Raw genomic sequence first — 20077 nt, 5'->3', positions numbered from 1 at the left:
GCCCTTGCGCTGGGGAATTTCGATGGGGGTGATCTCATCCTTGAAGCGCCCGGCCTCGATGGCGGCCAGCGCCTTCTGCTGCGAGGCGGCGGCGAAGGCATCCTGCTCCTCGCGGGCGATGCCGTACCTGTCCACCAGGTTCTCGGCGGTGATGCCCATGTGGTAGTCGTTGAAGGCGTCCCACAGGCCGTCGCTGATCATGCTGTCGACCAGCCCGGCATGGCCCATGCGCAGGCCGGTGCGGGCCTTGGGCAGCACGTAGGGCGCCAGGCTCATGTTCTCCATGCCGCCGGCGATGATCACCTCGGCGTCGCCGCAGCGGATCGCCTGGGCGGCCAGGTGCAGGGCCTTGAGACCCGAGCCGCAGACCTTGTTCAGCGTCAGGGCCGGCACGGCGTGCGGCAGGCCGGCGGCTATCGAGGCCTGGCGGGCGGGGTTCTGCCCGGCACCGGCAGTGAGCACCTGGCCGAGGATGACCTCGTCGATCTCGGCTGGGTTCAGGTCGGCCTGTGCCAGCAGGCGCTTGATGACCGCGGCGCCGAGTTCATGGGCGGGAATGATGGCCAGCGCACCCTGGAAGCTGCCGATGGCGGTGCGGGTGGCGGCGACGATGACGACGTCTTGCATGGGATTCCTCTCGTGCGGGGGCGGCGAAGGCAGGCATGGTGGCACAGCGGCGGGGCGGCACTCCAGCCGCGAACCCGGTGGTCACGGATGCAGGGGCGGCAACCCCATGCGGCGCCGCGCGCGGTGCACCGAGCCGTCGCGCACCGCCCAGCGCAGCACCGGCGCGACCCGCCGGACCGCCGCGCGGATCATCCGGCGCTGCGCCGGCGTCTGCTGCAGCTGCAGCATCTCGGTGGCCCAGTCCGGCAGCAGGTCGATGCCCGCTTGCATCATCAGTCGCCCGAAGGGCTCGGCCAGGCGGCTCGGCGCCGGCGCGTCGAGCAGCACCCGGACCACCTCGCGCGAGCGCTCGTCGTACTGCAGTTGAGGACGGATGGCGCCCAGGTAGGCGTCGACCTCGGCCCTCGAACGTGGCACCTCGCGAGCGCCGAGTCGCTCGGCCACCAGGGCGATCTCGTCGAAGTAGCGATCCTGCTCGCTGCCCGGCAGGCCCGGATTCAGGTAGCGCAGATGCGACTTGAGGAAGCTGCCGACCTCGGCGACGTGCACCCATGTCAGCAGGTCGGGATCCTCGGCGGCATAGGGCCGGCCGTCGGCGGCCTGGCCGCGCACCTGCCGGTGGATGTGACGCACCCGCTCGATCAGCCGCTCGGCGTCGGCCCGGCTGCCGTAGGTGGTTGCAGAGATGAACTGTCCGGTGCGGCGCAGGCGCCCGAGCATGTCCTCGCGAAAGTTCGAATGATCCCAGACCCCGGCGAGCGCCAGCGGATGCAGCGCCTGCAGCAGCAGGGCGGAGATGCCGCCGATGAGCATGCAGGTGAAGTCGCCGTGGATGCGCCAGGCCGCCGAGTCGGGGCCGAACAGGCCGGGATCGCCCGGCGGCTTTTCGAAATCCACCCCGCCCAGGGCCAGCCCGGTCAGGCTGAGCACCTGGCGTTCGATGTGACGGCGTAACAGGTCCATGGAAAGGCCGAAGAAAGCGCTGGAGGCTGGAGGCTGGAGGCTGAATGAAAAGACTACGGATGGCCAGACGAAATCGTCAAACTGTCCAAGCCTCAAGCCTCAAGCCTCAAGCCTCAAGCCTCAAGCCTCAAGCCTCAAGCCATACTCTCGCCTGCCGCCTGCCGCCCCTTACCGATTCAACCGATTGCCGATCAGCTCCTCGACCACCGAAGGGTCGGCCAGGGTGGTGGTGTCGCCGAGGGTGTCCAGCTCGTTGCAGGCGATCTTGCGCAGGATGCGGCGCATGATCTTGCCCGAGCGGGTCTTCGGCAGCGCCGGTGCCCACTGCACCAGGTCGGGCTTGGCGAAGCTGCCGATGTCGCGGCTGACCAGCGTCAGCAGTTCCTGCTTCAGCGCTTCGTCCGGTTCGACGCCGCGCATGGGTGTGATGAAGGCGTAGATGCACTGGCCCTTCACGTCGTGCGGGCAGCCCACCACCGCGGCCTCGGCCACCGCGTCGTGCAGCACCAGGGCGCTCTCCACCTCGGCGGTGCCAATGCGATGCCCCGAGACGTTGATGACGTCGTCGACGCGGCCGGTGATCCAGTAGTAGCCGTCCTCGTCGCGCCGAGCGCCGTCGCCGGTGAAGTAGTAGCCAGGGTAGGGCTTGAAGTAGGTCTCCACGTGGCGCGCGTGGTCGCCGTAGATCGTCCGGGTCTGGCTCGGCCAGCTCGCCTTGATCGCCAGCACGCCGCTGCCGACGCCCTCGATCTCGTGGCCCTGCTCGTCGAGCAGCACCGGCTGGACGCCGAAGAACGGCCGGGTCGCCGAGCCCGGCTTGAGGTCGGTCGCGCCGGGCAGCGGGGTGATCATGATGGCGCCGGTCTCGGTCTGCCACCAGGTGTCGGCGATCGGACAGCGGCTGTCGCCGACCACGTGGTAGAACCACTCCCAGGCCTCGGGGTTGATCGGCTCGCCGGCGGTGGCGAGCAGGCGCAGGCTGGCGCGCGAGGTGCCGCGTACCGGCTCGTCGCCCTCGCGCATGAGCGCGCGGATCGCGGTCGGGGCGGTGTAGAAGATGTTCACCTGGTACTTGTCGACGATCTGCCAGAAGCGCGAGGCATCCGGGTAGTTCGGCACGCCCTCGAACATCAGCGTGGTGGCGCCGTTGGCCAGCGGGCCGTAGACGACGTAGCTGTGCCCGGTGATCCAGCCGACATCCGCGGTGCACCAGTGGATGTCGCCGTCGTGGTAGTCGAACACGTAGCGGTGGGTCATGCTGGCTTGCAGCAGGTAGCCGCCGGTGGTGTGCAGCACGCCCTTGGGCTTGCCGGTCGAGCCGGAGGTGTAGAGGATGAACAGCGGGTCCTCGGCGTCCATCCAGGCCGGTTCGCAGTCGGCGGCGACCTCGGCGAGCGCCTGCCCGTAGTGCAGGTCGCGGCCTTGCTGCCAGCCCACCTCGGCGCCGGTGCGCTCGACCACCAGCACCGTGCGCACCTGCGGGCAACTGGCCAGCGCCTTGTCGATGTTGGCCTTCAGCGGGATGCGCTTGCCGCCGCGCAGGCCCTCGTCGGCGGTGATCACCGCGACGCAGTCGGCATCGTTGATGCGGTCGCGCAGGGCGTCGGGCGAGAAGCCGCCGAACACCACCGTGTGCACCGCGCCGATCCGCGCGCAGGCGAGCATGGCGAAGGCCGTTTCCGGGATCATCGGCATGTAGATGCAGACCCGGTCGCCCTTGCCCACGCCACGCTGGCGCAGCACGTTGGCCAGCCGGCCGACCTGTTCGTGCAGTTCGCGGTAGGTGATGCGCCTGGCCTCGCCCGGCTCGTCGCCCTCCCAGAGGATCGCCACCTGCTCTGCGCGCGCCGGCAGGTGGCGGTCGATGCAGTTATGGCTGACGTTGAGCTTGCCGCCGGCGAACCAGCGGGTGCGGCCTTCGAGCATGTCGCTCTGGTGCAGGCGTTCCCAGGGCTGGAACCAGTCGAGGAAGGCGCTGGCCTGTTCCTGCCAGAAGGCGTCGGGCTGCTCCACCGATTGCCGGTACAGGCGCAGGTAGGCGTCGTTGTCGAGATGGGCGCGAGCGCGCACGGCATCCGGGACGGAGTGGGTCTTGATCTCGTACATGGCGGTTCCCTTGTTCTTATTCAGCCGCTTGCCGGACAAGGGTGCCCCTTGCCCGGACCCTGTTCAAGACGGAGGGGTTGCTGCTTTGGTCGTACTGGCCCTTCCTGGCGTGTGGGAATGGCGGCGCCGGGAGCCGGCGCCGCCGCGGGGCGATCAGCCGCGGTGACGGCTGCGGAAGTAGTCGATCAGGCCCTGGGTCGAGGAGTCCTCGGCCGGCGGCACGTCGAAGCCGGTCAGGCGCCCGTACACGGCCTTGCCGAGCTCCTTGCCAAGCTCCACGCCCCACTGGTCGAAGGAGTTGATGCCCCAGATCACGCCCTGCACGAACACCTTGTGCTCGTAGAGCGCGATCAGCGCGCCGAGGCGGCCGGGGCTGATGCTCTCCATCACCAGGGTGTTGCTCGGGCGGTTGCCCGGAATCACCTTGTGCGGGGCGACGCGCTGCACTTCCTCTTCCGGCAGGCCTCTGGCGCGCAGCTCGGCCTCGGCTTCCTCGCGGGTCTTGCCCTGCATCAGCGCCTGGCTCTGCGACAGGCAGTTGGCGTAGAGCCATTCGTGATGGTCGGCGACCGGGTTGTGGCTGACCACCGGGACGATGAAGTCGGCCGGGATCAGCGGCGTGCCCTGGTGCAGCAGCTGGTGGTAGGCGTGCTGGCCGTTGGCCCCGACGCCGCCCCAGATCACCGGCCCGGTGGTGCAGGAGACGGGCGTGCCGTCCTGGCGCACGCTCTTGCCGTTGGACTCCATGTCCATCTGCTGCAGGTGCTTGACGAAGTTGCGCAGGTAATGGTCGTAGGGCAGGAAGGCGTAGCTCTGCGCGTCCCAGAAGTTGTGGTACCAGACGCCGAGCATGGCCAGCAGCACCGGCATGTTGCGCTCGAAGGGCTCGTTGAGGAAGTGGCAGTCCATGCTGTAGGCGCCGGACAGCAGGTCCTTGAAGTTGGACATGCCGATGGCCAGCGCGATCGGCAGACCGATGGCCGACCACAGCGAATAGCGGCCGCCGACCCAGTCCCACATGGGGAACACGTTCTTCTCGCGGATGCCGAAGTCGATCGCCGCCTGCTTGTTGCTGGTCACCGCGATGAAGTGGCGGTAGAGCTTCTCCTCGGTGCCGCCCTTGGCCAGGTACCAGGTACGCGCGGCCTGGGCGTTCTTCAGCGTCTCGAGGGTGCCGAAGGTCTTGCTGGAAATGATGAACAGGGTGGTCTCGACGTTGAGCTTGGCGGTCACCTCGCGGAATTCGCTGCCGTCGATGTTGGCCAGGTAGTGCGTGCGCACGCCGCCCTGCTGCTGGGTGAAGGGCAGCAGCGCCTCGGACACCAGCTGCGGGCCGAGGAAGGAACCGCCGATGCCGATGTTCACCACGTCGGTGATGGTCTTGTCGCTGAAGCCGCGCCACAGGTTGTTGTGGATGCGGGTGACGAGATCGGTCATCTGCGCCAGCGCCGCATGCACCTCGCGCATGATGTTGTGGCCGTCGACCGTCACGCAGTCGCCCAGCGGCCGGCGCAGGGCGGTGTGCAGCACCGGGCGGCCTTCGGAACCGTTGAGCTTCTCGCCGTTGAACATGGCGCGCGCGGCCTGCTCGACGCCGGCCTCGCGGGCGAGGTTGACCAGCAGCTGCAGGGTTGCGTCGGTGACCAGGTTCTTCGAATAGTCGAGGAACAGTCCGCAGCAGGCGGTGGACATCCGCTCGAAGCGGCTCGGGTCGGAGGCGAAGGCCTGCCGCATGCTGAAGCTCTGCATGGCCAGGCGGTGTTCTTCCAGAGCCTTCCAGGACGGCAGGCCGGTGACATCGACGGGATGTTGGTAGTACATCATGGGATGCGGCTTCCTTTGCGTTACGTTGCTGGCGCGCCCTGCGGCCCGGCTCGTGCGGTGCTGGCGCTGACCGCGAGGCTCCGGCCGCGCGGCGATGGCACGAAGTGCCATCTGGACTGCTGTGTGACCCGTCAACGATGCTGACGTTCCGGTGGTGGGCAAACAAGCCCTGGGGAAAGAAAAAGGCCAGGCCCTTTGCATGTCCGTCGTGGTTCTCGACATGCACGATCCGAGCGATAGAAGCGCGCCTGCTTGCGAAGGCACGTAGGGTGGATGACCGCGCAGCCTCATCCACGCGTCGGTTCGGCTCTCCCGGAGCGACCGGCCACACACCGGAGCGCGGTGAAAGACACTGCGCGGTTCTCCACCCTGCGGTCGCCGAGCCGCGTGCCATGGCGCCTGTTCATGAGGCGATCGCCCCGAGGGCGGGCCTCCCACAAGGGCGCCCGCCCGCATGGGCGACGCAATCGCAGGCAAGGGGGTAGGGTGGAATGACGGCGAAGCCTCATCCACGCGTCGGGTTCGGCTGCTGCCCGGCAGCGACACACCGAAACGCGGTGGAAAACGCTGGGCGGTTTTCCACCCTACGGCGCCGGGAGCCGTGTGCCATGGCGCCTGTTCATGAGGCGATCGCCCCGAGGGCGGGCCTCGCCTCCCACAAGGGCGCCCGCCCGCATGGGCGACGCAATCGCAGGCAAGGGGGTAGGGTGGATGACGGCGCAGCCTCATCCACGCGCTGGTTCGCTGATACCGCGTTTACGCCACCTGCACCGGAATCGCATTGCTGGTATGACTCAGCCCGCCATCGGCGCCCATGTACAGGATGCTCGGCTTGAAGCCGGCCAACTCGGCCTCGCTGTAGTGGGCATAGGCACAGATGATCAGCCGGTGGCCGACCGCCGCCTTGTGCGCGGCCGCGCCGTTGACCGAGATGATCTTCGAGCCTTCCTCGCCACGGATGGCGTAGGTGGTGAAGCGCTCGCCGTTGTCGACGTTGTAGAGCTGGATCTGCTCGTACTCGCGGATGCCGGCCAGGTCGAGCCACTCGCCGTCGATGGCGCAGGAGCCCTCGTAGTCGAGCACCGAATGGGTCACCTGGGCGCGGTGCAGTTTGGCCTTGAGCATGATGGCGTGCATGACGGTTCCTTGTGGGCGGCAGGCGGCATCGCGTGTGCCGCCCGCCTGGGTTCGTGCGATGGGAGGGGACTCAGCCGCGTGCGGTCTGGCGTACCACCAGGTTGTCGATCAGCCGCGTCCTGCCGAGATAGGCGGCGACCAGGAAGACCAGCTCCGGGCTGTCCGGCGAAGCCGGGCCGAGGGCCAGGGCGTCGCGCACTTCCAGGTAGTCGGGGCGCAGGCCGGCGCCGCGCAGCGCGTCCAGGCCCTCGTCGAGCAGGGCCGGGTAGTCGCGGCGGCCGCCTTCGATGGCCCGCGCCAGACCTTGCAGGGTGCGGTAGAGCACCGGCGCCTGCGCACGTTCCTGTTCGCTGAGGTAGCCGTTGCGCGAGGACAGTGCCAGGCCGTCTTCGGCGCGCACGGTCGGTTCGCCGACGATCTGCACCGGCATGTTGAGGTCGCGCACCATGGTGCGGATCACCGCCAGCTGCTGGTAGTCCTTCTGGCCGAACACCGCGGTATCCGGCTGGACCATGTTGAACAGCTTGCTGACCACGGTGGCCACGCCGTCGAAGTGGCCCGGCCGGCTGCCGCCGCAGAGCCCGGCGGAGACGCCGGCGACGCTGACGCGGGTCTGGTTGTCCTGACCGTCCGGGTACATTTCCTCGACGCTGGGAGCGAACAACAGGTGGCAGCCGGCCGCGGCGAGCTTCTCCTGGTCGGCCGCCAGGGTGCGGGGGTAGCTCGCCAGATCCTCGTTGGGGCCGAACTGCAGCGGGTTGACGAACACGCTGGAGACGATGAACTCGGCATGCTGCGCGGCGCGCGCGATCAGCGCCATGTGGCCGCTGTGCAGGTTGCCCATGGTCGGGACGAAGCCGATGCGCTGACGGGCGCTGCGGGCTTCGGCGATGGCGGCGCGCAGTTCGGCGATGGTGTGTACGGTCTTCATGCGGCGAACCCGTGTTCGGCGGCGGGGAATTCACCGCTCTTCACTTCCCTGACGTAGGCGGCGAAGGCGGCGGAAATGCTGGTGTGGCCGTTCATGAAGTTTTTCACGAACTTGGCGGTGCGGCCGCTCAGCGACAGCCCGAGCATGTCGTGCATCACCAGCACCTGGCCGTCGGTGTGCGGCCCGGCGCCGATGCCGATCACCGGGATGCCCAGTTCGGAAGTCAGGTGCGCGCCCAGTTCGGTGGGAATGCATTCGACCAGGATCATGGCCGCGCCGGCCCGCTCGAGCGCCTTGGCGTCTTCGATCAGGCGGTTGGCGGCGGCCTCCTCGCGGCCCTGCACCTTGTAGCCGCCGAGCAGGTTGACCGCCTGCGGGGTCAACCCCAGATGGGCGCAGACCGGCACGCCGCGGTCGGCCAGTTGCCCGATCGCCTCGGCCAGCCAGCCGGCGCCTTCCAGCTTGATCATGTGCGCGCCGGCGCGCATGAGGGTGGCGCAGTTGTTCAGCGTCTGCTCGGGCGTGGCGTTGGCCATGAACGGCAGGTCGGCGAGGATCAGGGCGCCACGGTTGCCGCGCTTGACGCAGGCGGTGTGGTAGGCCATCTCGTCGACGGTGACCGGCAGGGTGCTGTCGTGGCCCTGCAGCACCATGCCCAGCGAATCGCCGATCAGCAGGATTTCCACGCCGGCTTCGGACGCGGTCTTGGCGAAGGTGGCGTCGTAGCAGGTGAGCATGGTGATCTTCTCACCCTTGCGCTTGAGCCCTTGCAGAGTGGTCAGGGTGACATCAGGCATGGTGCCGTCCTCTCGAAACCTTGGCAGGCCGGCACGAGGCACGGGCTGCAAATACGGGTCGGTTCTCGCACGTTCGCCGTTCGACAGTGCAGGGAAGCTCGCAATTGCCCCAAATCGATGCGTCACGGGGCGCCATATAGTCCCGATGGTGCGCGGGTTAGTCAATCGCCGCTGTTACCGCTCGGTTACAGACGTTACCGCTGGCGGTTACACCGCGCCGAGGCGTTCCAGCCCGGCGAGCGGGCAGGCGGCCAGCAGCTCGGCCAGGGCACGGCCGTCCGGCAGGGTCAGGTCGGCGGGGGCGATCTCGGCGAGGGGGTAGAGGACGAAGGCGCGGGCGTGCATGTGGTAGTGCGGCACCCGCAGGCGTGGATCGTCGATCAGGCGATCGCCGTAAAGCAGGATGTCCAGGTCCAGGGTGCGTGGGCCCCAGCGGCGTTCGCGCACGCGGCCCTGGTCGTTCTCGATCGTCTGCAGGGCATCGAGCAGGGCCAGCGGTGGCAGCTCGGTGTCCAGCGCCGCCACCGCGTTGACATAACGCGGCTGGTCCGGCGGGCCCAGCGGATCGCTGGCATAGAAGGAAGACACCGCGGCGAGCGTGGTGGCGGGCAGCGCGGCCAGGGCGGCCAGGGCCTCTTCGAGCTGTTGCACGGGCTCGGCGAGATTGCTGCCGAGCCCCAGGTAGACGCATGGCATCAGTCGGCAGCGGCGTCGCTATCGCCGCCGCTGCGGCGTCGGCGTCCGCCGCGCCGGCGCTTGCGGGCCGCGGGATCGTCCTTGCTGCTGCTGAGACCGCGGATCATCGCGCGGCGGCCGGCCTCGTCGGCTTCCTGATAATCGGTCCACCAGTCGCCCAGCCCGCCGGTCTGCTCGCCGGCGCTCTCGCGCAGCAGCAGGAAGTCGTAGCCGGCGCGGAAGCGCGGGCTCTCGATCAACTGGTCGGCGCGGCGCCCATGACGACGCGGCAGGCGCTCCTGCATGTCCCATATCTCGCGCATGGGGATGGAGAAGCGCTTGGGAATCGCGGTGCGCTGGCACTGTTGCCAGATGATGTCGTGCGCCGCTTCCTGCATGGCCGGGATCGGCGGCATGCCGCGGTCCTGCAGCTCCAGCACCCGGGCCGGCAGGGCGGGCCAGAGCAGGGCGGCGAAGAGGAACGCCGGGGTGACCGGCTTGCCGGCGTAGATCCGGTCGTCGGTGTTGGCCAGGGCCTGGCGGATCAGCTGGCCGGCGTACTCCGGGTTGCGTTCCAGCGCCAGCGCGCTGGCCGGGAACAGCGGGGCGAACAGGTCGTATTCGAGCAGCAGTTCGAAGGTGCGCTCGGCCTGCCCGCCGAGGAACAGCTTGATGACCTCGTCGAACAGCCGCGCGGAGGGGATTTCCTTGAGCAGCGGCGCCAGTCGACGAATGGGCTCGGCGCTGTGCTTCTCGATCTCGAAGTCGAGCTTGGCGGCGAAGCGTACCGCGCGCAGCATGCGCACCGGGTCTTCCTGGTAGCGCTGCTCGGGGTCGCCGATCAGGCGGATCAGCCGGTTGCGGATGTCGTGCACGCCGTGGGTGTGATCGAGGATGCGCTCGCTCGCCGGGTCGTAGTACAGCGCATTGATGGTGAAGTCGCGGCGCTGGGCGTCGTCCTCCAGGGTACCGTAGACGTTGTCGCGCAGGATTCGCCCGCTCTCGTTGCGCGAGGCCAGCGGGTTGGCATCTTCCTCGTCGTCGTCTTCGGGGTGATTGGCGCGGAAGGTGGCGACTTCGATGATCTCGCGACCGAAGTGCACGTGGACCAGCTTGAAGCGACGGCCGATGACGCGGGCGTTACGGAACTCGGCACGGACCTGCTCGGGGGTGGCGCTGGTCGCCACGTCGAAATCCTTCGGATCGAGGTCCAGCAGCAGGTCGCGCACGCAGCCGCCTACCACGTAGGCCTGGTAGCCGGCCTGCTGCAGACGCTGGACCACGTTCACCGCGTTGCGGCTGATGTCGTCTCGATGCAGCGAATGTTGCCGGCTGGTCAGTATTTCAGGTGCGCGACGTTGCAGCGGAAGACGGCGCAGAGGAGAGCGAAAGGACTGGAACAGCTTCTTCAGCATGAGGTGCACTTGTGGCCAATGGAGGACCGGGCGGACCAGACGCTCTCTGGTCGACGCGCGCAGGATGCGCGGAGTCTAGCACCGCGGAGCACCGGATGTTGAAGCAAGCGGGGGAGGCTGTCAAAGCGAGGGGCGGGAAGCACTGGGGGAGCCGAAGCTCCCCCGAATGATGTGCGTGCTTTGTTGTTATTGGTTGTCAGGCCTGTTGTTTTTGTTATCGCCTGTCCCGGGGCCGTAGCCCCTGGGAAGGTGCTCCTACGATGGGAGCCAGTAGCAAACGGATTGCTTTGGTCGCTGATGTTGCCAGTGATCGTCGATCCAACCAGTTCAGGCGCTGCTTGGAAGCAGTTTTTTGTTGTTCTCGGCCTGGTCGTGGGGCGAACCCCGATGGCAATTCCTCTCCAAAAGAATCAGTTAGCTGCGCCTCTGCCTTCTTGTTTTTGTTCTGCTAGAGCCGATACGTCTTGTTCTTGTTATGGGGTCTGCTTGTTATTGTTGTTGTGCCATAGATAAAGCAGGTGCCGTGCCAGTTTCTGGAATTCATTTAAAAACAATGAGTTATGGATTTTGTGGATTTTCGTGAGGCGAAAAAAACCGGGTTCCCGTTACCGATGAACCCGGTTACCTGTTACGCCTCGACATGAGCGGTAACAGGTTGGAGACGGTATCAGCCGGCGGCCGTGCTCTTGCGGCGCGGAATGCCCAGGCGCTGGCGGCGCTCCCACAGGCACTTGCGGCTGATGCCGAGCTTGCGCGCCAGCTCGGTCTCGGTCATGTGGTCCTGGTGCTCGAGCACGAAATGCTGGAAATAGTCCTCCAGCGACAGGTCCTCGGTCGGCTCGTGATTGCTCGAGGCGGATAGCGGGCTGCCGGCGTCGTCCTCGAAGGGCTCGTCGTCGAGGTCGTCGAGCTCGATGTCGATGCCGAGGAACTCGGCGCCGATTTCCGGCCCCTCGCAGAGGATGGCGGCGCGCTCGATGGCGTTCTCCAGCTCGCGCACGTTGCCCGGCCAGGTGTAGTGACGGATCGCCTGCTCGGCCTCGCGCGAGAAGCTCAGCGCCGGACCGCCCATGCGGTCGGCCTGGCGCTTGAGAAAGGCCTGGGCGATTTCCAGCACGTCGTTGCCCCGCTCGCGCAGCGGCGGCAGCCTGAGGGCGATCACGTTGAGGCGGTAGTAGAGGTCTTCGCGGAACTGCCCGGTCTTGGCCAGCGTCTTCAGGTCGCGGTGGGTCGCGGCGATCAGGCGCACGTCGACCTTCTGTGACTGCACCGAGCCGACGCGGCGGATCTCGCCTTCCTGCAGCACGCGCAGCAGGCGGGCCTGGGCCTCGAGCGGCAGTTCGCCGATCTCGTCGAGGAACAGGGTGCCGCCGTCGGCGGCCTCGACCAGGCCGGTGCGGCCGGCGGTGGCGCCGGTGAAGGCGCCTTTCTCGTGGCCGAACAGCTCCGATTCGATCAGCGTTTCCGGGATGGCCGCGCAGTTCACCGAGATCATCGGTGCCTTGGCTCGGCGCGAGAGATTGTGCAGGGCCCGCGCCACCAGTTCCTTGCCGGTGCCGGACTCGCCCTGGATGAGCACGTTGGAGTCGGTGGGGGCGACCTTGCGGATCTTGCCGAACAGGTCCTGCATCGGGCTACAGCGCCCGATGATGCCGATCTCGCCGCGCGCCTCGGCGCCGCCAGGCGCCGGCTCGGCGTTCGCCCGCGGGGCCGGCGCGCTGGCCGCGGCCTGGTGCTCGCGCAGGATGCGCGCGACGGTCTGCAGCATTTCGTCGTGATCGAACGGCTTGGCGATGTAGTCCACCGCGCCCATCTTCATCGAGTCGACGGCCGAGCGCAGGCTGGCGTAGCTGGTCATGATCAGCACCGGCGTGCCCTCGGCGTGCCGGATCAGCTCGGTGCCGGGCGCGCCGGGCAGGCGCAGGTCGCTGATGATCAGGTCGAAGCCCGGCACGCTGAAGCGCTCCTGTGCCTCCTGCACCGAACCCGCCTCGCTCACCTCGTACTGGTTGCGCTCGAGCAGCCGGCGCAATGCCGAGCGGATGATGGTTTCGTCTTCGACGATCAGAATATGTGACATCGGAACTCTCTCGACGGTCTGAGGCCCGCTGTGGCGGCCTCGTCAACTCACGGCGTTGGTCGCCTCGACATACCGCGGCAGGGTGATCCTGATTCGTGTGCCACGTTGCGTTCCTGGGTCGGCCGGGCTGTCGACGATGATCTGGCCATAATGCTCCTCAACGATGGAATAGACCAGCGACAGGCCCAGCCCGGTCCCTTCGCCCGGGTCCTTGGTGGTGAAGAAGGGCTCGAACAGGCGGTCCTGGATGGCCTTCGGAATGCCGCTGCCCTCGTCCTCGACGATCAGGTAGACGGTCTGCTCCGACACCTCGCTCCAGATGCGGATCAGCCCGCCCGGCGGGGAGGCGTCGCGGGCGTTGGAGAGCAGGTTGATCAGCACCTGCGCCAGGCGCTGCGGGTCGCCTTCGACCAGGTGCGCCGGATCGCACAGGTTCAGGTACTGCACCTCGGTGCCGCGCCGGTTCAGCGAGAGCAGGGCAACGGCGTCCTGGGTGACCTCGGCGAGGTTGACCGGGTAGAGCTTCTGCTGGCGGCCGCCGGCGTGGGCGAAGCTCATCAGCGACTGCACGATGCGCGAGACGCGCTTGGTCTGCTCGATGATCTGCGCGCTGATCTCGCCGATCTCGCCGTCGCCCTCGCGCTCCTCGCGCAGGTTCTGCGCCAGGCAGGCAATGCCGGTGATGGGGTTGCCGATCTCGTGGGCGACGCCGGCGGCCAGCCGGCCGATGCTGGCCAGACGTTCGGAGTGCACCAGGCGGTCTTCCAGCACCTGGGTTTCGGTGAGGTCCTCGACCAGCAGCACCAGCCCGCTGTTGCCCGGCGCCAGCGGCTCGTCGATCGCCGCCTTGTGCAGGTTCAGCCAGCGGGTGTCGCCGTCGAGCGGCAGCTGGCGCTTGTGCAGGTGCTCGGCGGGCTGGTCGATGAAGTCCTGCAGCAGCGTGCGCCAGGGCTCGGCGATGGTGACCAGGCGCGAGCCGACCACCTGGCTCGCGGCGATGCCGGTCAGTTCCTCCATGGCCTTGTTCCACATCAGGATCTCGCGGTCCTTGGCCAGCGAGCAGACGCCCATCGGCAGCTCCTGCAGCGTCTGCCGGTGATAGCGGCGCAGGGCGTCGAGTTCGGCTGCGAGGCCGGTCAGCCGCGAGTGGTATTCCTCGAGGCGGTTCTCGATGAAGTGGATGTCCTCGGTGACGTAGCCTTCGTTGCCGTGCTTGTACGGCAGGAAGTTCTCGACGATGTCCTGCGCCACGCTCGGGCCCATCAGGCCGGAGAGGTTCGCCTCGATGCGGTCGCGCAGCCGGCGCAGGGCGTAGGGGCGGTGCTCGTCGAACGGCAGGCCGAGGTCGCGCAGGGCCTGCTCGACCTCGCGCTGGGCGGTCTTGGCGCCAAGCGGTTTGGCCAGTTGGGTGGCGAACTCCTGCGGCGAGGCGGCCACCAGTTCGCGCCGTTGCGGGCGGCGCACGTTCTCCACGGCGCAGGCCTCGGCGGCGCCTTTCTCCTCGGCGCTGGCGTCGGTGAACAGCGACACCAGCGAGAACACCAGAACGTTGGTCGCCAGCGAGGCGATGGCCGCCAGGTGCCAGCTGGTGTCGTCGAGCACGTAGACCAGGTTGAACAGCGGGATGTAGAAGCCGTCCAGGTTGCCCATCAGCGGCAGCAGCATGGTGGTCACCCAGACCCCGATGCCGGCCAGCAGCCCGGCGATGAAGCCGCGCCGGTTGGCCGTCGGCCAGTACAGCACCGAGAGCACCCCGGGCAGGAACTGCAGGGTGGCGACAAAGGCGACGATGCCCAGGTTGGACAGGTCCTGCTCGGCGCCGAGCAGCAGGTAGAAGCCGTAGCCGGCCATGATGACGGTGAAGATCAGGCCGCGGCGGGTCCATTTCAGCCAGCGGTAGATGTTGCCCTCGGCCGGCGGCTGGTACAGCGGCAGCACCAGGTGGTTGAGGGCCATGCCGGAGAGCGCCAGGGTGCAGACGATGATCAGCCCGCTGGAGGCCGACAGGCCACCGATGAAGGCCAGCAGCGCGAGGGTCTCGTTGCCGAGGGCGATGCCGACGCCGAGGGTGAAGTACTCCGGATTGGTCGCCACCCCGAGCTTGAGGCCGGCCCAGAGGATCAGCGGCACCGCCAGGCTCATCAGCAGCAGGTACAGCGGCAGGCCCCAGCTGGCGCTGACCATCGCCCGCGGATTGAGGTTCTCGGTGAAGGTCATGTGGTACATGTGCGGCATCACGATCGCCGAGGCGAAGAACACCAGCAGCAGCGTGCGCCAGGGGCCCTCCTGCAGGGGCGTGTGCAGCGCGGTCAGGGCGTTCTGGTTCTGCAGCAGCCAGATCTCCAGCTGGCCGGGGCCGCCGAACACCCCGTAGAGCGCGTACAGGCCGATCGCCCCGAGCGTCACCAGCTTGACCACCGACTCGAAGGCGATGGCGAACACCAGCCCCTCGTGCTTCTCCCGCGCGGCGATGTGGCGCGAGCCGAACAGCACGGTGAAGAGGATGATCAGCGCGCAGTAGCCCAGGGCGACGCGGCCCTGCAGCGGCTCGTGGGTGAGGATGCCGATGGCGTCGGCCACCGCCTGGATCTGCAGCGCCAGCAGCGGCAGCACGCCGACCAGCATCACCACGGTGGTCAGCGCGCCGGCCCAGGTGCTGCGGAAGCGGAAGGCGAACAGGTCGGCGAGCGAGGACAGCTGGTAGGTGCGGGTGATGCGCAGGATCGGGTAGAGCAGCACCGGCGCCAGCAGGAAGGCCCCGCACACCCCGAGGTAGGTGGCGAGGAAGCCGTAGCCGTACTGGTAGGCCAGGCCGACCGCGCCGTAGAACGCCCAGGCGCTGGCGTAGACGCCCAGCGACAGGGTGTAGGTCAGCGGGTGGCGGGTGATCCAGCGCGGGATCAGGCCGCGCTCGCCGACCCAGGCGACGCCGAACAGCACCAGCAGGTAGAGTGCGCTGATGATGACCAGGTAGGACAGGTCAAAGCTCGTCGGCATCGCGCTGGCTCTGCAGGATGAAGGTCACCACGATGAGGATCAGCCACAGCAGGTAGGGCCGATACCAGGCGCCGTTGGGGTCGACCCACCAGTCCATGATCGCGGGCGAGAACAGGTAGATCCCGACCACCAGGAGCAGCACCAGTCGGTAGATGTACATGCCGGATCTCGTGTGGGAAGTGCAGGCGATGGTAATGGAAGCCGGCGCGCGTCAAAAGCCGCGGTGCGATTGGTGGCGGGAAAGCGGTCGGCGGTCGGCTGGCTCGGGATTTCGTGCACGGCCCTCACCCCAGCCCTCTCCCGTAGGGAGAGGGAGCTATCCGGCGGCAGCCTGGCGCTGTCTGCAGCCCACGTCGCAGGCGTTATCGGAGGCGCTTTTGTAGGAGCGAGCTCTGCTCGCGAATGCCACCGTGCCTGCCAGGCCCCGGCGGGGATGGGCCTGGCGCCAGGGTCGCAGGCGTTGTCGGAGGCGCTTTTCTGTAGGAGCGAGCTCTGCTCGCGAATGCCGCCCTGCCTGCCATGCCCCGACGGGGGATGGGTCTGGCCCCGGGGTCGCAGGCAGAGCCTGCTCCTACAACAGGCATGTCGGAGGCGCTTTTGTAGGAGCGAGCTCTGCTCGCGAATGCCACCGTACCTGCCAGGCCCCGGCGGGGGATGGGTCTGGCCCCGGGGTCGCAGGCAGAGCCTGCTCCTACAGCAGGCATGTCGGAGGCTCTTTTGTAGGAGCGAGCTCTGCTCGCGAATGCCACCGTACCTGCGAGGCCCCGGCGGGGGTGGGCCTGGCATCAGGGTCGCAGGCGTTGTCGGAGGCGCTTTTCTGTAGGAGCGAGCTTTGCTCGCGAATGCCACCGTACCTGCCAGGCCCGGCGGGAATGGGCCTGGCGCCAGGGTCGCAAGCAGAGCCTGCTCCTGCAGGTACGGCGTCGGTCGAATCAGCGCAACTGCGCCTCGGCCAGGGTGAGGGTGCACGGGATGCGCTCGGCATTCCAATGACGTCCCGCCCATTCCAGGATCGCCGGGGGCCGTTCGCCGGCCAGCGCCGGGTCCGGCCGCTGGCCGAGGGCACGCAGGGCGCGTAGTAGCAGCGGGCCGGCCTCCTGCGGCTGCAGCGGCGGCGAACGGTAACGCTTGCCGAGCTTGTGGCCGTCCGGCTGGATCAGCAGCGGCAGGTGCAGGTAGCGCGGCTGCGGCAGCCCGAGCAGTTCCTGCAGGTAGAGCTGGCGCGGGGTCGAGTCGAGCAGGTCGGCGCCGCGCACCACGTCGGTGATGCCCTGCCAGGCGTCGTCCAGCACCACCGCCAGCTGGTAGGCGAACAGGCCGTCGCGGCGGCGGATGACGAAGTCGCCGACATCCATTCCCAGGTGTTGGACATAACGGCCCTGCACGCGGTCGACGAAGCCGTATTCGCGATCCGGCACGCGCAGGCGGATGGCCGCATCCTGCAGCGGATGCCCGGCGTCGCGGCAGAAGCCGGGATAGGCGCCCGGGTAGGTGGCCAGGTCCTTGCGCGAACAGGTGCAGGGGTAGGCCAGGCGGTTGTCCAGCAGCCATTCGACGGCCTGCCGGTAGACCGCATGGCGCTCGCTCTGGCGCGCGACCTCGCCGTCCCAGGTCAGGCCGTAGGCCTCCAGCGTCTGCAGGATCGCCGCCTGCGCGCCGGGCATCTCGCGTGGCGGGTCGAGGTCTTCCATGCGCACCAGCCAGCGGCCGCCGACGGCGCGGGCATCGAGGTAGGAGGCGAGGGCGGCGACCAGCGAGCCGAAGTGCAGGTAGCCGCTGGGGGTGGGAGCGAAGCGGCCGACGTAGGCGCCTGCGGATGCACGGGCTTCGGTGGGGACGGCGAACGGGGAAGTCATCGGACGTCGGAAACGAAGCGGGGCGCCGAAGCGCCCCGTCAGGATCAGGAACCGAGCTGTTTTTCCTTGATCTCGGCCAGGGTCTTGCAGTCGATGCACAGGCTGGCGGTGGGGCGGGCCTCCAGGCGGCGAATGCCGATCTCGACGCCGCACGACTCGCACCAGCCGTACTCGTTGTCCTCGATCATCTGCAGGGTTTCGTCGATCTTCTTGATCAGCTTGCGCTCGCGGTCACGGGCCCGCAGTTCGAGGCTGAATTCTTCTTCCTGGCTGGCACGGTCGGCCGGATCCGGGAAGTTCGCCGCTTCGTCCTGCATGTGGTGGACGGTGCGGTCGACCTCTTCCATCAGCTCCTGCTTCCACTTGTTGAGGATGGCGGTGAAGTGAGCGCGCATCCGCTCGCTCATGTATTCCTCGCCCTTGGTTTCCTCGTAGGGCTGGAAGCCACGGACCAGTTGGTTGCTCGTTTGTGTCGTCTTGGTGATGGGCATGGATGTCCGCCTCTCGCTATGTCCATTGCGCAGGTTCAAGGTCCCTTGCCGGCCCGGGCCGGCCCTGCGGCTGCAAGCGGGCGAAATTACCAGAACCGTCCGGGGTGCGCTACTCCCGGCGGTCAAGCCCCGCAGCCTTGTTCGGAACCGCTACTTCAGGCTTTTCGTCAGCCGTGGCACTAGGACCCTGGCGCAGCGAAATCATTCTGTCGGTGGGTACGAACGGGCCTGCCTGATAGAATTCGCGCTTTTGCCGGAAGCGCCCCATGACCCCCACCTACAGCGCGCGCAGCGGTGCGATCGAACCCTTCCACGTCATGGCCCTGCTGGCCCGCGCCAACGAGCTGCAGGCGCAGGGGCACGACGTCATCCACCTGGAGATCGGCGAGCCGGATTTCACCACGGCCGCGCCCATCGTCGCCGCCGGGCAGGCCGCCCTGGCTGCCGGCCATACCCGCTACACCGCCGCGCGCGGTCTGCCGCAGCTGCGCGAGGCCATCGCCGGTTTTTATGCCAGTCGCTACGGGCTGAGCGTCGACCCCGAACGCATCCTCGTCACTCCCGGCGGCTCCGGCGCGCTGCTGCTGGCCAGCAGCCTGCTGGTCGATCCCGGCCGCCACTGGCTGCTGGCCGACCCGGGCTATCCGTGCAACCGCCATTTCCTGCGCCTGGTCGAGGGCGAGGCGCAGCTGGTGCCGGTGGGGCCGGCCGAGCGCTATCAGCTGACGCCGGCGCTGGTCGAGCGGCACTGGAATGCGCAGAGCGTCGGCGCGCTGGTCGCCTCGCCGGCCAACCCCACCGGCACGCTGCTCGATCGCGACGAGCTGGCCGCGCTGTCGCAGGCGCTCGAGACGCGCGGCGGCCACCTGGTGGTCGACGAGATCTACCATGGGCTGACCTACGGCGTGGATGCCGCCAGCGTGCTCGAGGTGGACGACGCCGCCTTCGTGCTCAATTCCTTTTCCAAGTATTTCGGCATGACCGGCTGGCGCCTGGGCTGGCTGGTGGCGCCGGCCGGAGCGGTCGCCGATCTGGAGAAGCTGGCGCAGAACCTCTACATCAGCGCTTCCTCGATGGCCCAGCACGCCGCGCTGGCTTGCTTCGAGCCCGCTACCCTGGAAATCCTCGAGGAGCGCCGGGCGGCCTTCGCGCGGCGCCGCGACTTCCTGCTGCCGGCCCTGCGCGAGCTCGGCTTCCGCATCGCCGTGGAGCCGCAGGGCGCCTTCTATCTATATGCGGACATCAGCGCCTTCGGTGGCGACGCCTTCGCCTTCTGCCGGCACTTCCTGGAAACCGAGCACGTGGCCTTCACCCCCGGCCTGGATTTCGGCCGGCACCTGGCCGGCCACCACGTGCGCTTCGCCTATACGCAGGACCTGCCGCGCCTGGAGCAGGCGGTCGAGCGCATCGCCCGCGGGCTGGCGAGCTGGCGGCCCTGATGCGCTATCCGCAGGCACTGGAGGAGGGGCGGCTGGTCAGGCGCTACAAGCGCTTCTTCGCCGACGTGCTGACCGCCGAGGGCGAGGCATTGTGCATTCACTGCCCGAACACAGGCTCGATGCTGCACTGCATGGGCGAGGGCGCGCGGGTGTGGTTCAGCCGTACGAACGACCCGAAGCGCAAGCTGGCCGGCACCTGGGAACTGGTGGAAACCCCGCACGGGCGCCTGGCGTGCGTCAACACCGCGCGCGCCAACCCGCTGGTCGAGGAGGCGCTGCGCGACGGGACGATCGTCGAGCTGGCCGGCTTCACCGGACTCCGGCGGGAGGTGGCCTACGGCGAGGAGAACAGCCGCGCCGACTTCCGCCTGGAGTATCCACACGGTGCGGCCTACGTCGAGGTGAAGAGCGTGACGCTGGGGTTCCCCGAAGGAGGCGTGGCGGCCTTTCCCGACGCCGTCACCGCCCGCGGTGCGCGGCACCTGCGCGAACTGGCGGCGCTGGCGCGCGCCGGGGTGCGGGCGGTGCAGCTGTATTGCGTGAACCTGACCGGCGTCGAGGCGGTGCGCCCGGCGGTGGAGATCGACCCGGCCTACGGTCGCGCGCTGGACGACGCGCTGGGCGCGGGGGTCGAGGTGCTCGCCTACGGGGCGGCCATCAGCCCGCAGGAGATCCGCCTGGAGAGGCGCCTGCCGGTGATCGTCTGAAGGTCATGCCGGCCTGGGCCGGTAGTCAGGCG

16 protein-coding genes are annotated in these 20077 nt (G+C 68.2%); 2 read left to right on the top strand and 14 right to left on the bottom strand.

Annotated features, from left to right (window positions below):
- The 14 genes from H610_RS0116395 to dksA form a co-directional block, all read right to left on the bottom strand.
- The coding region (locus tag H610_RS0116395; protein ID WP_028240691.1) for a thiolase family protein at positions 1-627 on the bottom strand (627 nt) is incomplete at its 3' end.
- Positions 628-708: 81 nt separating this feature from the next.
- Positions 709-1590 (bottom strand): oxygenase MpaB family protein, encoded by an 882-nt coding sequence (locus tag H610_RS0116390; RefSeq protein ID WP_028240690.1) that lies wholly within the window; start codon positions 1588-1590, stop codon positions 709-711.
- Between the two features lie 168 nt (positions 1591-1758).
- Complete coding sequence (gene acs / locus H610_RS0116385; protein ID WP_028240689.1) at positions 1759-3696, bottom strand: acetate--CoA ligase; 1938 nt, start codon at positions 3694-3696, stop codon at positions 1759-1761.
- Between the two features lie 153 nt (positions 3697-3849).
- Positions 3850-5520 (bottom strand): glucose-6-phosphate isomerase, encoded by a 1671-nt coding sequence (pgi, locus tag H610_RS0116380; RefSeq protein WP_028240688.1) that lies wholly within the window; start codon positions 5518-5520, stop codon positions 3850-3852.
- 756 nt (positions 5521-6276) lie between these two features.
- Complete coding sequence (gene panD / locus H610_RS0116375; RefSeq protein ID WP_028240687.1) at positions 6277-6657, bottom strand: aspartate 1-decarboxylase; 381 nt, start codon at positions 6655-6657, stop codon at positions 6277-6279.
- A gap of 70 nt (positions 6658-6727) precedes the next feature.
- Positions 6728-7588: a pantoate--beta-alanine ligase gene (gene panC, locus H610_RS0116370; protein ID WP_028240686.1), complete on the bottom strand. Its 861-nt coding sequence runs from the start codon at positions 7586-7588 to the stop codon at positions 6728-6730.
- Complete coding sequence (gene panB, locus H610_RS0116365) at positions 7585-8385, bottom strand: 3-methyl-2-oxobutanoate hydroxymethyltransferase (RefSeq protein WP_028240685.1); 801 nt, start codon at positions 8383-8385, stop codon at positions 7585-7587. Before panB ends, panC begins: the two co-directional genes overlap by 4 nt.
- A gap of 207 nt (positions 8386-8592) precedes the next feature.
- Positions 8593-9081, bottom strand: a complete 489-nt coding sequence (gene folK / locus H610_RS0116360; RefSeq protein ID WP_084166474.1) for a 2-amino-4-hydroxy-6-hydroxymethyldihydropteridine diphosphokinase — start codon at positions 9079-9081, stop codon at positions 8593-8595.
- Positions 9081-10475, bottom strand: coding sequence for a polynucleotide adenylyltransferase PcnB (locus H610_RS0116355; RefSeq protein WP_028240683.1), 1395 nt, complete (start codon positions 10473-10475; stop codon positions 9081-9083). Before H610_RS0116355 ends, folK begins: the two co-directional genes overlap by 1 nt.
- 667 nt (positions 10476-11142) lie before the next feature.
- Positions 11143-12555 carry a sigma-54-dependent transcriptional regulator gene (locus H610_RS0116350; RefSeq protein WP_028240682.1) on the bottom strand — a complete coding sequence of 471 codons (1413 nt, stop codon included), beginning with the start codon at positions 12553-12555 and terminating at the stop codon, positions 11143-11145.
- 42 nt (positions 12556-12597) lie between these two features.
- A complete protein-coding gene (locus H610_RS0116345) occupies positions 12598-15552 on the bottom strand; it encodes a sensor histidine kinase (protein ID WP_028240681.1) in 2955 nt (984 codons plus the stop codon).
- Positions 15536-15712, bottom strand: coding sequence for a hypothetical protein (locus H610_RS25540; RefSeq protein WP_028240680.1), 177 nt, complete (start codon positions 15710-15712; stop codon positions 15536-15538). Before H610_RS25540 ends, H610_RS0116345 begins: the two co-directional genes overlap by 17 nt.
- A 772-nt stretch (positions 15713-16484) precedes the next feature.
- Entirely contained in the window at positions 16485-17408 is a 924-nt protein-coding gene (gene gluQRS, locus H610_RS0116335) for a tRNA glutamyl-Q(34) synthetase GluQRS (protein WP_028240679.1), read from the bottom strand.
- Between the two features lie 44 nt (positions 17409-17452).
- The gene (dksA, locus tag H610_RS0116330; RefSeq protein WP_028240678.1) at positions 17453-17899 is read right to left on the bottom strand and encodes an RNA polymerase-binding protein DksA; all 447 of its coding nucleotides are present in this window, start codon (positions 17897-17899) and stop codon (positions 17453-17455) included.
- 266 nt (positions 17900-18165) lie between these two features.
- Here dksA and H610_RS0116325 point away from each other — a divergent pair, with 266 nt between their 5' ends.
- The gene (locus H610_RS0116325) at positions 18166-19338 is read left to right on the top strand and encodes a pyridoxal phosphate-dependent aminotransferase (protein WP_028240677.1); all 1173 of its coding nucleotides are present in this window, start codon (positions 18166-18168) and stop codon (positions 19336-19338) included.
- Positions 19338-20045, top strand: coding sequence for a DNA/RNA nuclease SfsA (gene sfsA, locus H610_RS0116320; protein ID WP_028240676.1), 708 nt, complete (start codon positions 19338-19340; stop codon positions 20043-20045). Before H610_RS0116325 ends, sfsA begins: the two co-directional genes overlap by 1 nt.
- The last annotated feature ends 32 nt before the right edge of the window (positions 20046-20077 follow it).

Source organism: Stutzerimonas azotifigens DSM 17556 (assembly GCF_000425625.1).
Taxonomy (GTDB): domain Bacteria; phylum Pseudomonadota; class Gammaproteobacteria; order Pseudomonadales; family Pseudomonadaceae; genus Stutzerimonas; species Stutzerimonas azotifigens.
Note: the sequence above shows the minus strand (reverse complement) of the source record. Positions and strands in the feature narration are given on the sequence as shown.